Below are 13,870 nucleotides of genomic sequence, written 5' to 3'. Positions count from 1 at the left end.
CATGCCAGCCACCGACGATCCGGCCATCGCGCTGGATTCCGTGAGCAAGTCGTACGGCGAGGTGAGGGCGGTGGACGACATCACCATCTCGATCGGCCGGGGCGAGTTCTTCGGCATGCTCGGGCCCAACGGCGCGGGCAAGACGACGCTCATCGAGATGATCGAGGGTCTGCGGACCCCGGACAGCGGCACCGTCCGGGTGCTCGGCATGTCGCCGACGCCGCGCAACCTCGACCTGCTGCCGTTGATCGGCGTGCAGACCCAGCGGTCGGCGTTCTTCACCCGGCTGACCGCCCGCGAACACCTGGTGACCGTCGCCGCGCTCTACGGCCTGCCCGCGTCCGCCGCGGACCGGGCGTTGAAGCTGGTCGGGCTGACCGACTCGGCCGGCATCCGGGTCACGAACGTCTCCGGTGGACAGCGCCAGCGCCTCGCCATCGCCTCGGCGATCGTGCACGACCCCCAGGTGATCTTCCTGGACGAGCCGACCGCTGCCCTGGACCCGCAGGCCCGCCGTGATCTCGGGCAGTTGCTGCGGGAGCTGAAGGCGGGCGGCAAGACCATCGTCTACACCACCCACCACCTGGACGAGGCGCAGGGGCTGTGCGACCGCGTCGCCATCCTCGCCGCCGGGCGCGTCCTGGCCCTGGACAGCCCACGGGAGCTGATCGCGCGATCCGGTGTCCGCGCCCGTCTCGTCGTCCCCGCCGGCCGGCTCAGCGCGGAGCAGGCCGGCCGGATCGACGGCGTCGACGGGATCGACTTCGAGGACGGCGCGGTCGTCCTGCGTACCACCCAGACGGCCCGGGTGCTCGCCGCCCTCGGCGCCGAGGGCGGCCTCGACGAGGTGGAGACCCGGCCGGCCACCCTGGAAGACGTCTACCTGCAACTGATGGGAGCGCCGCAGGCATGAGCGCATACACCGCCCTGGCCCGGGCCAGCTACAAGGCGAGCGTCCGGGACGGCACCACGCTGTTCTTCACGTTCGCGTTCCCGCTGGTCTTCCTGGTCATCTTCGGACTGATCTTCCGCAACCAGCAGGTCGCCGAGACCGGCCACGGATACATCGACTTCATCGCGCCGGGCGTGCTGTCGTGGGGCCTGGCCAGCGCCGCGCTGTTCGGGGTGTCGTTCACGCTGATGCAGTGGCGCAACGACGACCTGCTGCGCATCATCCGGTTGTCGCCGACGAGCATCTGGTCGGTGGTCGGCTCCCGCTACGCGGTCGCGCTCGCCATCGGCGTCGCGCAGAGCCTGGTCTTCGTCGGCGTGGCCATGCTGCCCTTCCTGGGCATGCGTCCGGACGGCCGGTGGCCGCTGGCCCTGCCGATGATGCTGCTGGCGGTGACCACGTTCCTGGCGCTGGGCCTGATCGTCGGCTCGCGTGCGGACACCGCCGAGGCGGTGGCCGCGATCGCCAACTGCATCGTGGTGCCGATGGCCTTCCTGTCGGGGTCGTTCTATCCCCTGGAGCTGATGCCCGGGTGGTTGCAGGGCGTCTCCCGGGCGCTGCCGCTGCGCTACGTCAACGACGGCATGGCGTACGCCTTCACCGGGTTCGGTTCCATGACGGACTATCTGGTGGCGTGCGGCGCGCTGGCCGCCTTCGCGGTCGTCTTCGCGGTCGTCGGCGTGCGTACCTTCCGGTGGAGCCACAGCTCGTGACCGGGCCGGCGGCGCCGGCGCCCCCGGCCCCGCTGTCCGCCGCCGCGGCCCGGCTCGACGAGCACCTGCGGCGGCGCTGGACGGCGCGGCCGGTGGGGCCGGCGCCCCGGGTGGTCACGCTGGGCGCCGCCGACGCGCTGAGCGGGGCGGCGCCGCACCGGCGGCGCGCCACCGTGCATCTGAGCGCGGACGCGGTGCTGGTCGGCCCGATCGCCGGCGCCTCGCCGGGGGCCGCCTGCGGGCACTGCCTGGCCGTCCGCTGGCAGCGGCTGCGCGGCCGCAGCGAACGCGACGCGCTGGAGACCGGCCACGGTCCGATCGCGATCGGGCCGTGGCCCCGGCTCACCGACTACCAGCTCGACGCGGTGTGGGACCTGTACCGGGCGGTGCAGGCCACGCCGGCCCGGACCGCGCCACCGACGTGGGACGACCCCGACCGGCGGCTCGCCCGGGTCAGCCGGCTGGAGCTGGCCACCCTGCGGGTACGCACCCACCCGGTGCTGGCGGAGCCGCGCTGCCCGACGTGTTCGAGGGCACGCCCCGACTCGCCGGCCGAGGTGCCGAGGCTCGACCGGCCGGCGCCGAAGCCGGCCGTCGACGCCTACCGGCTGCGCGCCCCCGGCGACTACCCGCTGCCCCGCGCCGCCCTGGTCAACCCGGTCTGCGGGGCGCTCGGCGCCGGCACCCGGCTCACCATCACCTCGCCCACCACCGCCCCGGTCACGGGCAGCGTCTTCATCCGGGGCTACGGCGGGCTGCTCGACGTGTCCTTCAGCGGCCAGTCCACCGGCTACGACGCCAGCCATTCGCTGGCGTACCTGGAAGGGCTGGAACGGCACGCGGGCACCCACCGGCGGCGCAACCTCACCCCCGTCGTCGCCGCGTACGCGGACGTCGCCGGGCACGCCCTGCACCCGGACGAGTGCGGCAGCTACCCGGACGAGGTGTACGACCGCGACCCGATCCTGCGCCGCTTCGACCCGGACCGGCCGATCCCCTGGGTGTGGGGCCGGGACCTGCACACCGGCCGGCCGGTGCTGGTGCCCCGGCGGCTCTGCTTCTACAGCTCCCCGGCGGCCGACGACACGTTCGTGCTCTCGTCCTCCAGCGGCTGCGCCACCGGCAGCTGCCTGGCCGAGGCCGCCCTGTTCGGGCTGCTGGAGCTGATCGAGCGGGACGCCTTCCTGCTCGGCTGGTACGGCAACCTGACGCTGCCGCGAATCGACCTGGCGAGCTGCTCTCCGGCGGTGCGGGCGATGGCCGACCGGGCCGAGCTGCAGGGCTACGCGCTGCACGCCTTCGACAACCGGATCGACCTCGACGTGCCGGTGGTGACCAGCCTGGCGGTCCGCCACGACGGTGGGCCCGGACTGCTCTCCTTCGCCGCCGCCGCGCACGTCGACCCGGAGCAGGCGGTGGCCGGCGCGGTCGCCGAGGCGCTCACCTACATCCCGCACCAGCCGGCCACGGTGCGTCGGCGGCGGGCGGAGCTGGAGCGGATGGCCGACGACTACGGCCTGGTCCATCGGCTGCCGGACCATTCGGCCCTCTTCGGCCTGCCCCGGATGGCCCGGCACGCCGCGACGTACCTGCGCGAGGCGGCGGCCTGGGACGTCGCGACCGTCTTCGCCAGCCATCGTGGGGCCGGCGCCCGGGACCTCCTCGACGACCTGGGCCGGGTCCTGGACACCCTGCACCGGCGCGGCCACCGGGCGATCCTGGTCGACCAGACGAGCCCGGAGCAGGAGGCGGTCGGGCTGCGGTCGGTGTGCGTGGTGGTGCCCGGCCTGCTGCCGATCGACTTCGGCTGGCTGCGTCAGCGGGCGCTGCACCTGCCCCGCCTGCGCACCGCCCCGTACGCGGCGGGGTTGGCCGGGGCGGCGCTCACCGACGACGACCTGCGCCGCGTTCCCCACCCGTTCCCGTGAGCCGGCCGCCGCGCCGGCGGCCGGACACGCGCACGTAGGGCCGCCCCGGTGCCGGGGCGGCCCTACGTCGTGACCGATCCGCTCAGGCCGAGCAGCTGGTGGTCGAGGTGGTGCTGCTGCAGGTCGAGGTGGTGCCCGACGAGGAGCAGGAGGCCAGGATCGCCTCGGAGGCGTCGGCGTAGTCGGAGATCGCGAAGGTCTCGGACTCCAGCTCGAGGATCTCCTCGGCGAGGGCGTTGAGGTCGGTTTCGGGCGCCATGATGACTCCAAGGGGGTCGTGTCCGGCCGGTTCCTCCGGCCTGGGACGAGCACACCGCACGGCGCTCACCGATCGCCGTCGTCCGGACCCCCGGATCGCTGTCACCGGATGTGAGCGGTGTGACAGCGGCTTGCGGTTGGCTCAGCGGCATGGTGTCACCCGGTCCGCTCGCCGCCGCCCGCGCTCCGGATCCGGCCCCCGACGCGGGTGTCCTGGCCCGGGCCGGCTCGCTCTACCGCGATCTGCACGCCCGACCGGAGCTGTCGGGGACGGAGGAGCGCACCGCGTCCCGGTTCGCGGCCGCGCTGCGCCAGGCCGGCTGCGCGGTCACCACCGGCATCGGCGGGCACGGCGTCGTCGGCGTCCTGACCAACGGCGCCGGTCCGGCGGTGATGCTGCGCGCGGAACTGGACGCGCTGCCGGTCGCGGAGCGGACCGGGCTGCCGTACGCGAGCACGGTCGGCGCGGTCGACGGCGAGGGCCGCCGGGTGCCGGTGATGCACGCCTGCGGGCATGACCTGCACCTGGCCGCGGCGGTGGGCGCCGCGGCTCACCTGGATCGTGTCCGGGACCGCTGGCGGGGGAGGCTGCTCGTGCTCGGACAGCCGGCCGAGGAGACGCTGACCGGCGCGGCGGCGCTGATCGCGGACGGGCTGTACGACCGGTTCGGCCGGCCGGATCTCCTGCTGGCACAGCACGCGGCGCCGCTGCCGGCGGGCATGGTCGCGCACGGGGCCGGGCCGATGACCGCGGGCTGCGTCACCCTGGAGGTGACCGTGACCGGCCGCGGCGGGCACGCCGCCACCCCGCACCTGTGTGTCGACCCGGTGGTGCTCGCCGCCACTGTCGTCGTCCAGTTGCAGACCATCGTGGCCCGGCAGGTGGGGCCGGCCGAGCAGGTGACGGTGACTGTGGGTTCGCTGCGGGCGGGCCACCACCCGGGCGTGATCCCGGAGGAGGCCACGCTGGGCGTCACGATCCGGGCGCTGTCGGAACGGGCGCTGGACGACGTGCGGGACCGGGTGATCCGGACGGTGCGGGGCTGTTGCGAGGCCGCCGGGAGCCCGGTGGAGCCGTCGCTCCGAGTGGTGTCGCGGACCCCGGCCTACCGGGGCGATCCGGAGGTGGCCGCGCGGCTGCGCGCCGCCCACGAGCGGACGTTCGGCGCGGAGCGGGTGGCCTGGTGGCCGTCGTCGCTGGCGGCCGAGGACTTCCCGCTGCTCGCCGCCGAGGGGATCCCCAGCGGATACTGGATGCTCGGTGTCGTCGGCCCGCGCCAGTGGCGGGCGGCCCGCGGTGGCAGCGCCGCCGAGAAGCTCGCCGCGCTGCCGGCCAACCACAGCCCGTTCTTCGCGCCGCACGCGGAGCTGGCGCTGCCGGCCGGTGTCGCGGCGCTCACGGCCGGCGCGCTCACCGCGCTGGCGCCGGACTGACCGCCCGAAGCATCATGCAGTACACCGTATGAACTTGCATCCGGGTCGCGTCCGCTGCTAACCTCTTCGCATATTCATGCGGAGGTTAGTATGGGCATTCGGACAGCGGTGGCCGGGGCGAGCGGATACGCCGGAGGCGAACTGCTGCGCCTGCTCGCCGGTCACCCCGAATTCGAGCTGATCACCGCCACCGCGCACAGCCAGGCCGGCCGGCCCGTCACCGCCGTACACCCGCACCTCACCGGCCTCGACCTGGTGTTCGCCGCGACCGAGGCGGCGACCCTCGCCGACGCGGACCTGGTCTTCCTGGCCCTGCCGCACGGGCAGTCGGCGGCACTCGCCGCGGCGCTGCCGGACACGGTCAAGGTGGTCGACCTCGGCGCGGACCACCGGCTGCGCGACGCCGGTGGCTGGGCCCGCTACTACGGCGGGGAGCACGCCGGCGCCTGGACCTACGGGCTGCCCGAGCTGCCCGGCCAGCGGGCCGAGATCGCCGCCGCGACGCGGGTGGCCAGCACCGGCTGCTACGCGGTGGCGACCACGCTGGCGCTCGCGCCGCTGATCGCCGCCGGTGCGGTACGCCCCGACGACGTGGTGGTCGTCGCCGCCTCCGGCACCTCCGGCGCGGGCCGGGCCGCCAAGGCCCACCTGCTCGGCAGCGAGGTGATGGGCGACCTGACGCCCTACAAGGTGGGCGCGCACCAGCACGTCCCGGAGATCAAGCAGGCCACCGGCGCGACCGGCCTCTCCTTCACCCCGGTGCTCGCGCCGATGCCCCGGGGCATCCTTGCCACGGTCACCGCGGTGCCCACCGGCGACGCCGACCCGCGCGCGGTGCTGGCCGCCGCGTACGCCGACGCGCCGTTCGTGCACCTGCTGCCCGAGGGGGCGTGGCCGCACACCGCCGCCACCGCCGGCTCCAACTCCTGCCACCTCCAGGCGACGGTCGACGTCGACTCGGGGCGGGTGATCGTGGTCAGCGCGATCGACAACCTGGGCAAGGGCGCGGCCGGTCAGGCCGTGCAGAACGCCAACCTGATGACGGGTCTCCCCGAGACCACCGGTCTGTCCGTGTTTGGAGTGGCTCCATGAGCGTCACCGTCCCCCGGGGGTTCCGCGCCGCGGGTGTCGCCGCCGGACTGAAGTCCTCCGGCGCCGCCGACGTCGCCCTCGTGATCAACGACGGCCCGGACGCCGGTGTGGCGGGTGTCTTCACCGCCAACCGCGTCAAGGCCGCCCCGGTGCTGTGGAGCCAGCAGGTCGTGCACGGCGGCGTCGTGCGCGCCGTGGTGCTCAACTCCGGCGGCGCGAACGCCTGCACCGGGCCGGCCGGCTTCCAGGACACCCACGCCACCGCCGAGCACACCGCCGCCGCGATCACCGCCGCGAACGCCCGGCTCATCGTCGGCGCCGGCGAGGTCGCCGTCTGCTCGACCGGCCTGATCGGTGAGCGGCTGCCGATGGACAAACTGCTTCCCGGCGTACGCGAGGCGGTGCGCGGCCTGTCCCGCGACGGCGGCCCGGCCGCGGCCGAGGCCATCATGACCACCGACACCCGGCCCAAGACGACAGTGGCCCGGGGCACGGGCTGGACCGTCGGCGGCATGGCCAAGGGCGCCGGCATGCTCGCCCCGGCGATGGCCACCATGCTCTGCGTACTCACCACCGACGCGGTGGCCGGGCCGGACACCCTGGACGCCGCGCTGCGCGCCGCCACGCGGGTCACGTTCGACCGGATCGACTCCGACGGCTGCATGTCCACGAACGACACGGTGCTGCTGCTGGCCAGCGGCGCCTCCGGCATCGAGCCGACCGCCGACGAGCTGACCGCCGCTGTCACCGCCGCCTGCCATGACCTCGCCCAGCAGCTCCTGGCCGACGCGGAGGGCGCGACAAAGGAGGTGGCGATCGAGGTGGTCGGCGCGGCGAGCGAGGACGACGCGGTCGAGGTGGGCCGCACGGTGGCCCGCAACAACCTGGTGAAGACCGCGCTGTTCGGCAACGACCCGAACTGGGGCCGGATCCTCGCCGCGGTCGGCACCACGGCCGCCGTCTTCGAGCCGGACGGTGTGGACGTCGCGGTGAACGGCATCTGGGTGTGCCGGGGCGGCGCCGCCGCCGAGGACCGCGCCAAGGTGGACCTCACCGGCCGCGCCGTGACCGTCCGGATCGACCTGCACGCCGGTGCCGACGCCGCCACCATCTGGACCAACGACCTGTCGCACGCGTACGTCCACGAGAACTCGGCCTACTCCACGTGAGCGCGCGGAACGCAGCGGGGCGGAGTTCCGCAGTCGCGAACGAAAGGCGGGCTCGGCATGACGCTTTCCGCTGACCTCACCCGGGCCCAGGCCAAGGCCGCCACGCTGATCGAGGCACTGCCCTGGCTGGCCCGTTTCTCCGGCGCCACGGTCGTGGTCAAGTACGGCGGCAACGCCATGGTCGACCCCGAACTCCAGCGCGCCTTCGCCGCCGACATGGTGTTCCTGCGCTACGCCGGCCTGAAGCCGGTGGTGGTGCACGGCGGCGGCCCGCAGATCTCCGCCATGCTCGGCCGCCTCGGCATCGCCAGCGAGTTCCGGGGCGGCCTCCGGGTCACCACCCCGGAGGCGATGGACGTGGTCCGGATGGTGCTTGTGGGTCAGGTCGGCCGGGAGCTGGTCGGGCTGATCAACGCGCACGGCCCGTACGCGGTCGGCCTCTCCGGCGAGGACGCCGGGCTGTTCACCGCCGTGCGCCGCCAGGCGTACGTGGACGGCGTACCGGTCGACGTGGGCCAGGTCGGCGACGTGGAGTCGGTGAACGTCTCGGCGGTCACCGACCTGATCGCGGCCGGCCGCATCCCGGTCATCTCGACTGTCGCGCCGGACGCCGACGGGGTGCTGCACAACCTCAACGCGGACACCGCCGCCGCCGCGCTCGCCGTGGCGCTGGACGCCCGCAAGCTGGTCGTGCTCACCGACGTGCCCGGCCTGTACGCCGACTGGCCGGACACGTCCAGCCTGGTCAGCGAGATCACCGCGGACGACCTGGCGAAGCTGCTGCCGTCCCTGGAATCGGGCATGGTCCCGAAGATGGAGGCCTGCCTGCGGGCGGTGCGCGGGGGAGTGCCCGCCGCGCACGTCGTCGACGGCCGGGTCGCCCACTCCACGCTGCTGGAAGTGTTCACGTCGGAGGGCTTCGGAACGATGGTGATCGACTCATGAGCTCGCTCGTGCAGCGGTGGAACGCCACCATGATGGACAACTACGGCACGCCGCCGCTGGCGCTCGTCTCCGGCTCCGGCGCCGTCGTGGTCGACGAGACCGGCCGGGAGTACGTCGACCTGCTCGGCGGCATCGCCGTCAACGCGCTCGGCCACGCCCACCCGGCGGTGGTGGCGGCGGTCAGCAAGCAGGTCGCGACGCTCGGGCACGTGTCCAACCTGTTCGTCGCCGAGCCGCCGGTGGCGCTGGCCGAGCTGCTGCTGGCGCTGGCCGGCCGGCCGGGCCGGGTGTTCTTCGCCAACTCCGGCGCCGAGGCCAACGAGGCCGCGTTCAAGCTGTCCCGGCTCACCGGCCGCCGGCACGTGGTCGCCACCCACGGCGGTTTCCACGGCCGGACCATGGGCGCGCTGGCGCTGACCGGGCAGCCCGCCAAGGCCGACCCGTTCCGCCCGCTGCCCGGCGACGTGACACACGTGCCGTTCGGCGACGCCGACGCGCTGGCCGGGGCCGTCACCGACGACACCGCCATGCTGATCATCGAGCCGATCCAGGGCGAGAACGGTGTGGTCGTCCCGCCGCCCGGCTACCTCGCCGCGGCCCGGCGGATCACCGCCGCGCACGGCGCGCTGCTGGTGCTCGACGAGGTGCAGACCGGCGTCGGCCGGACCGGCCACTGGTTCGCCCACCAGGCCGAGGGCGTCGAGCCGGACGTCATCACCCTCGCCAAGGGCCTCGGCGGCGGGCTGCCACTGGGCGCCTGCCTGGCCTTCGGCCGGGCCGCCGACCTGCTCACCCCCGGTTCGCACGGCACCACGTTCGGCGGCAATCCGATCAGTTGCGCCGCCGCGCTCGCCGTCGTCTCCACGATCGCGCACGAGGGCCTGCTCGACCACGTCAAGCGGATCGGCGAGCGGCTGCGCCGCGGCGTCGAGGCGCTCGGGCATCCGCTGGTACGCGAGGTGCGCGGCGCGGGGCTGCTGCTCGGCATCGTCCTCGACCAGCCGGTGTCCGCCGCTGCCGCGGCCGCGCTGCGCGAGGCGGGTTTCCTGGTCAACCCGGTGCAGCCGGACGTGGTGCGGCTCGCCCCGCCGCTGATCCTCACCGCGGCGCAGGCCGACGCGTTCCTGGCCGCCCTGCCGGCCGCGCTGTCCGCCGCCGCGCCGGCACCTCCCACCACCGGCGCCGCCGCGCCCGACGCCACGACCCCGACGGAGGCTCCCGCATGATCCGCCACTTCCTGCGCGACGACGACCTCACGCCCGCCGAGCAGGCCGCCGTGCTCGACCTCGCCGCCCGGATGAAGACCGACAGGTACGGCCACCAGCCGCTGGCCGGCCCCAAGTCGGTGGCGGTGCTGTTCGACAAGCAGAGCCTGCGGACCCGGATCTCGTTCGACGTGGGCATCGCCGAGCTGGGCGGGCACCCGCTGGTGGTGGACACCCAGGTCACCCACTTCGGCCGGGGCGAGACGCTGGCCGACGCCGGCCGGGTGCTGTCCCGCTACGTCGCCGCGATCGTGCTGCGCACCCACGGCGACGACCGGATCGCCGAGGTCGCCGCGCACGCCACGGTGCCGGTGGTCAACGCGCTCACCGACACGTACCACCCCTGCCAGCTGCTGGCCGACCTGCTCACCGTGCGGGAGCGCCTCGGCGGGACCGCGGGGCGGATCCTCACGTACGTCGGCGACGCGGCGAACAACATGGCCCACTCGTACCTGCTGGCCGGCGCGACCGCCGGGATGCACGTGCGGATCGCCGGCCCGGACGGGTTCCGGCCCGACCCGGAGATCGTGGGCCGCGCGGAGAAGATCGCCGCCACCACCGGCGGTTCGGTCCAGGTGCTCACCGACCCGGTCGAGGCGGTACGCGGCGCCCACGTCGTCGCCACCGACACCTGGACGTCGATGGGGCAGGAGTCCGACGGGCTGGACCGGATCACCCCGTTCCTGCCGTACCAGGTGAACGCCGCGCTGCTCGGCCACGCCGACGCCGACGTGATCGTGCTGCACTGCCTGCCCGCCCACCGGGGCGAGGAGATCACCGACGAGGCGCTGGACGGCCCGCACAGCGCGGTGTTCGACCAGGCGGAGAATCGCCTGCACGCCCAGAAGGCGCTGCTGACGTTTCTCCTGGAGGAATCCGCATGACCGCTCCGCTGACCCGCGCCGCGCGGCACGCCCGCATCGTCGAGCTGATCCGCGACACCGCCATCCACTCGCAGACCGAGCTGGCCGACCTGCTCGCCGGGGACGGCATCCAGGTCACCCAGGCCACCCTGTCGCGCGACCTGAAGGAACTGGGAGCGGTGACCGCGCGCGGTGGCGACGGGCGGGGCGTCTACCTGATCCCGGAGGACGGGCACCGGCCGCTGCGCGACGCCGAGGGCGCGCCGGCCCGGTTGGTCCGGCTGCTGCGTGAGCTACTCAACGGCGTCGACTCCAGCGGCAACATCGCGGTGCTGCGCACCCCGCCGGGCGCGGCCCAGTACCTCGCCAGCGCGCTGGACCGGGCCGGCCTGACCGAGATCGTCGGCACCATCGCCGGCGACGACACCATCCTCGTCGTGTCCCGCGACGCCGACGGCGGCGCCGCGCTGGGTGAGCGGCTGGCCGCCTGGGCCCGCCGGGACGACGCGGTCGAAGGGGGCACCTCGTGACCGAGCGGGTGGTGCTGGCGTACTCCGGGGGCCTGGACACCTCGGTCGCCATCCCGTACCTGGCCGAGCGGACCGGCGCCGAGGTGATCGCGGTAGCCGTCGACGTCGGCCAGGGCGGCGAGGACATGAACGTGATCCGGCAGCGCGCGCTGGACTGCGGTGCCGTCGAGTCCGAGGTGGTCGACGCCCGCGACGAGTTCGCCGCCGGCTACTGCCTGCCGGCGATCCGGGCCAACGCCCTCTACATGGACCGCTACCCGCTGGTGTCCGCGCTGTCCCGGCCGCTGATCGTCAAGCACCTGGTCGCGGCGGCGCGCGCCCACGGCGGCACGATCGTGTCGCACGGCTGCACCGGCAAGGGCAACGACCAGGTCCGCTTCGAGGTGGGCCTGGGCGCGCTCGCACCCGACCTGAAGGTGGTCGCACCGGCCCGGGACTTCGCCTGGACCCGGGACAAGGCGATCGCGTACGCCGAGGAGAAAGGGCTGCCGATCGACGTGTCGGCGAAGTCGCCGTACTCGATCGACCAGAACCTGTGGGGCCGGGCCGTGGAGACCGGCTTCCTGGAGGACATCTGGAACGCCCCGGTCGAGGACCTCTACGCGTACACCGGGGACCCGGCGTCGGAACGCGACCCGGACGACGTGGTGATCACGTTCGACGGGGGCGTGCCGGTCGCGATCGACGGCGAGACGGTCACCCCGTACCAGGCGATCCGGGAACTGAACCGGCGGGCCGGGGCGCACGGCGTGGGCCGGCTGGACATGGTCGAGGACCGGCTGGTCGGCATCAAGAGCCGCGAGGTGTACGAGGCGCCCGGCGCGCTCGCCCTGATCACCGCCCACCAGGAGCTGGAGGCGGTCACCGTCGAGCGGGACCTGGCCCGGTTCAAGCGCGGCGTCGACCAGCGCTGGGGCGAGCTGGTCTACGACGGGCTCTGGTTCTCGCCGCTGAAGCGGTCGCTCGACGCGTTCATCGACGACGCCCAGCGCCACGTCACCGGCGAGGTACGGCTGCGCCTGCACGGCGGCCGGGCGGTGGTCACCGGCCGGCGCTCCGAGGCGAGCCTCTACGACTTCGGCCTGGCCACCTACGACACCGGCGACACATTCGACCAGTCGCTGGCGAAGGGATTCGTGCAACTGTGGGGACTGCCCAGCAAGATGGCCGCACAACGGGATGCCCGGATGGGAGGGGCCTGATGGGAGGCGCCACAATGGGTGGGGTGGACGACAAGAGCCTGACCGAGAACAGCGCCGCCGCCAACCGGACGAGCCTCTGGGGCGGCCGGTTCGCCGGCGGTCCCGCCGAGGCGCTCGCGCGGCTGTCGGTGAGCGTCCAGTTCGACTGGCGTCTCGCCCCGTACGACATCGCCGGTTCCCGCGCGCACGCCCGGGTCCTCGCCGGCGCCGGCCTGCTCGACCCGGACGAACTGGGCCGGATGCTGGCCGCGCTGGACGACCTGGAGGCGGCCTGCGCCTCCGGCGCGTTCCGCCCGACGGTGGACGACGAGGACGTGCACACCGCGCTGGAGCGCGGCCTGCTGGAACGCCTCGGCAGCCTCGGCGGCAAGCTGCGCGCCGGCCGCTCCCGCAACGACCAGGTCGCCACCGACCTGCGGCTCTACCTGCGTGATCACGCCCGCGGCGTGGCGGCCCGGCTGGTCGAGCTGGCCGAGGCCCTCGTCGAACAGGCGGAGCGGCACGTGGACACCGCGGCGCCGGGGATGACCCACCTGCAGCACGCCCAGCCGGTGACGTTCGGGCACTGGCTGCTGGCCCACGTGCAGCCGCTGCTGCGTGACCTGGAACGGATGCGCGACTGGGACGAGCGGACCGCGATCAGCCCGCTCGGCGCCGGCGCGCTGGCCGGCTCCGGCCTGCCGCTGGACCCGATGGCGGTCGCCAAGGAGCTGGGTTTCCGCACCTCGTTCGCCAACTCGATGGACGCGGTCGCGGACCGCGACTTCGTGGCCGAGTTCCTGTTCGTCACCGCCATGATCGGCGTGCACCTGTCCCGCCTCGGCGAGGAGGTGGTGCTCTGGACGTCGCAGGAGTTCGGCTGGGTCGAGCTGGACGACGCCTTCGCCACCGGCTCGTCGATCATGCCGCAGAAGAAGAACGCGGACATCGCCGAGCTGGCGCGGGGCAAGTCCGGCCGCCTGGTCGGCGGCCTGATGAGCGTGCTCACCATGCTCAAGGGCCTGCCCATGACGTACGACCGGGACATGCAGGAGGACAAGGAGCCGGCGTTCGACGCTGTCGACACGCTGGAGCTGCTGCTTCCCGCGCTGGCCGGCATGATCTCCACGATGACCGTCCGGGTGGACCGGCTGGTCGCCAGCGCGCCGTCGGGCTTCTCGCTCGCCACCGAGGTCGCCGACTGGCTGGTCCGGCGCAACGTGCCGTTCCGTGACGCGCACGAGATCACCGGCAAGCTGGTGGCGCTCTGCGCGGTCCGCGACTGCGCGCTGGACGAGGTGTCCGACGCCGACCTGGCCGCCGTCAGCGAGCACCTGGACCCGTCGGTGCGCGACGTGCTCTCGGTGCGCTCGGCGCTGGCCGCGCGCATCACGCCCGGCTCCACCGGCCCCGGCCCGGTCGCCGACCAGCTCGCCGCCGCGGCGGACAAGCTGACCGGTTGGCGTGAGTGGGCCGCCGAGCGGGTCGTCCCCCGCTGAGACGCACGGTTGGTCCGGGGCAGCCGCGAGCCTGCCCCGGA

Annotated in this window: 13 protein-coding genes; 12 read left to right on the top strand and 1 reads right to left on the bottom strand. The window is 74.2% G+C overall.

The window, feature by feature from the left end; genetic code table 11:
- Position 1: 1 nt before the first annotated feature.
- From ACFYO8_RS07015 to ACFYO8_RS07005, 3 genes are read left to right on the top strand one after another with little or no spacing between them, the layout of a single operon-like run.
- Positions 2-913 carry an ABC transporter ATP-binding protein gene (locus ACFYO8_RS07015; RefSeq protein WP_354866861.1) on the top strand — a complete coding sequence of 304 codons (912 nt, stop codon included), beginning with the start codon at positions 2-4 and terminating at the stop codon, positions 911-913.
- Positions 910-1,665, top strand: coding sequence for an ABC transporter permease (locus ACFYO8_RS07010; RefSeq protein ID WP_354866859.1), 756 nt, complete (start codon positions 910-912; stop codon positions 1,663-1,665). Before ACFYO8_RS07015 ends, ACFYO8_RS07010 begins: the two co-directional genes overlap by 4 nt.
- A complete protein-coding gene (locus tag ACFYO8_RS07005) occupies positions 1,662-3,593 on the top strand; it encodes a TOMM precursor leader peptide-binding protein (RefSeq protein ID WP_357706792.1) in 1,932 nt (643 codons plus the stop codon). Before ACFYO8_RS07010 ends, ACFYO8_RS07005 begins: the two co-directional genes overlap by 4 nt.
- Before the next feature lie 82 nt (positions 3,594-3,675).
- On the opposite strand, the gene ACFYO8_RS07000 is transcribed toward ACFYO8_RS07005, so the two are convergent.
- Entirely contained in the window at positions 3,676-3,852 is a 177-nt protein-coding gene (locus ACFYO8_RS07000) for a thiazolylpeptide-type bacteriocin (RefSeq protein WP_073827725.1), read from the bottom strand.
- A 149-nt stretch (positions 3,853-4,001) separates the two neighbouring features.
- On the opposite strand from ACFYO8_RS07000, the gene ACFYO8_RS06995 reads away from it, so the two are divergent.
- From ACFYO8_RS06995 to argH, 9 genes are all read left to right on the top strand, one after another.
- Positions 4,002-5,285, top strand: coding sequence for an amidohydrolase (locus ACFYO8_RS06995; RefSeq protein WP_357706790.1), 1,284 nt, complete (start codon positions 4,002-4,004; stop codon positions 5,283-5,285).
- Between the two features lie 90 nt (positions 5,286-5,375).
- Positions 5,376-6,377, top strand: a complete 1,002-nt coding sequence (argC, locus tag ACFYO8_RS06990) for an N-acetyl-gamma-glutamyl-phosphate reductase (RefSeq protein WP_354866853.1) — start codon at positions 5,376-5,378, stop codon at positions 6,375-6,377.
- Entirely contained in the window at positions 6,374-7,546 is a 1,173-nt protein-coding gene (gene argJ / locus ACFYO8_RS06985) for a bifunctional glutamate N-acetyltransferase/amino-acid acetyltransferase ArgJ (RefSeq protein WP_357706788.1), read from the top strand. The genes argC and argJ overlap by 4 nt, the downstream gene beginning before the upstream one ends.
- 57 nt (positions 7,547-7,603) lie before the next feature.
- The gene (gene argB, locus ACFYO8_RS06980) at positions 7,604-8,491 is read left to right on the top strand and encodes an acetylglutamate kinase (RefSeq protein WP_354866849.1); all 888 of its coding nucleotides are present in this window, start codon (positions 7,604-7,606) and stop codon (positions 8,489-8,491) included.
- Positions 8,488-9,717, top strand: coding sequence for an acetylornithine transaminase (locus ACFYO8_RS06975; protein WP_354866847.1), 1,230 nt, complete (start codon positions 8,488-8,490; stop codon positions 9,715-9,717). Before argB ends, ACFYO8_RS06975 begins: the two co-directional genes overlap by 4 nt.
- Positions 9,714-10,640 carry an ornithine carbamoyltransferase gene (gene argF / locus ACFYO8_RS06970; RefSeq protein WP_354866845.1) on the top strand — a complete coding sequence of 309 codons (927 nt, stop codon included), beginning with the start codon at positions 9,714-9,716 and terminating at the stop codon, positions 10,638-10,640. The genes ACFYO8_RS06975 and argF overlap by 4 nt, the downstream gene beginning before the upstream one ends.
- Positions 10,637-11,149: an arginine repressor gene (locus tag ACFYO8_RS06965; protein ID WP_354866843.1), complete on the top strand. Its 513-nt coding sequence runs from the start codon at positions 10,637-10,639 to the stop codon at positions 11,147-11,149. Before argF ends, ACFYO8_RS06965 begins: the two co-directional genes overlap by 4 nt.
- Positions 11,146-12,351 (top strand): argininosuccinate synthase, encoded by a 1,206-nt coding sequence (locus ACFYO8_RS06960; RefSeq protein ID WP_354866841.1) that lies wholly within the window; start codon positions 11,146-11,148, stop codon positions 12,349-12,351. Before ACFYO8_RS06965 ends, ACFYO8_RS06960 begins: the two co-directional genes overlap by 4 nt.
- A 14-nt stretch (positions 12,352-12,365) precedes the next feature.
- The gene (gene argH, locus ACFYO8_RS06955) at positions 12,366-13,829 is read left to right on the top strand and encodes an argininosuccinate lyase (protein ID WP_354867584.1); all 1,464 of its coding nucleotides are present in this window, start codon (positions 12,366-12,368) and stop codon (positions 13,827-13,829) included.
- Positions 13,830-13,870: the final 41 nt, after the last annotated feature.

Origin of the sequence: Micromonospora sp. NPDC005257 (assembly GCF_042872445.1) — a bacterium.
Classification (GTDB): Bacteria; Actinomycetota; Actinomycetes; order Mycobacteriales; family Micromonosporaceae; genus Micromonospora.
This window is presented reverse-complemented; position numbering and strand designations above follow the sequence as displayed.

Coding starts and splice junctions, on each gene's coding strand:
- ACFYO8_RS07015 (WP_354866861.1), top strand. CDS start 2: ATGCCAGCCACCGACGATCCGGCCATCGCGCTGGATTCCGTGAGCAAG.
- ACFYO8_RS07010 (WP_354866859.1), top strand. CDS start 910: ATGAGCGCATACACCGCCCTGGCCCGGGCCAGCTACAAGGCGAGCGTC.
- ACFYO8_RS07000 (WP_073827725.1), bottom strand. CDS start 3,852: ATGGCGCCCGAAACCGACCTCAACGCCCTCGCCGAGGAGATCCTCGAG.
- ACFYO8_RS06995 (WP_357706790.1), top strand. CDS start 4,002: ATGGTGTCACCCGGTCCGCTCGCCGCCGCCCGCGCTCCGGATCCGGCC.
- argC (WP_354866853.1), top strand. CDS start 5,376: ATGGGCATTCGGACAGCGGTGGCCGGGGCGAGCGGATACGCCGGAGGC.
- argJ (WP_357706788.1), top strand. CDS start 6,374: ATGAGCGTCACCGTCCCCCGGGGGTTCCGCGCCGCGGGTGTCGCCGCC.
- argB (WP_354866849.1), top strand. CDS start 7,604: ATGACGCTTTCCGCTGACCTCACCCGGGCCCAGGCCAAGGCCGCCACG.
- ACFYO8_RS06975 (WP_354866847.1), top strand. CDS start 8,488: ATGAGCTCGCTCGTGCAGCGGTGGAACGCCACCATGATGGACAACTAC.
- argF (WP_354866845.1), top strand. CDS start 9,714: ATGATCCGCCACTTCCTGCGCGACGACGACCTCACGCCCGCCGAGCAG.
- ACFYO8_RS06965 (WP_354866843.1), top strand. CDS start 10,637: ATGACCGCTCCGCTGACCCGCGCCGCGCGGCACGCCCGCATCGTCGAG.
- argH (WP_354867584.1), top strand. CDS start 12,366: ATGGGTGGGGTGGACGACAAGAGCCTGACCGAGAACAGCGCCGCCGCC.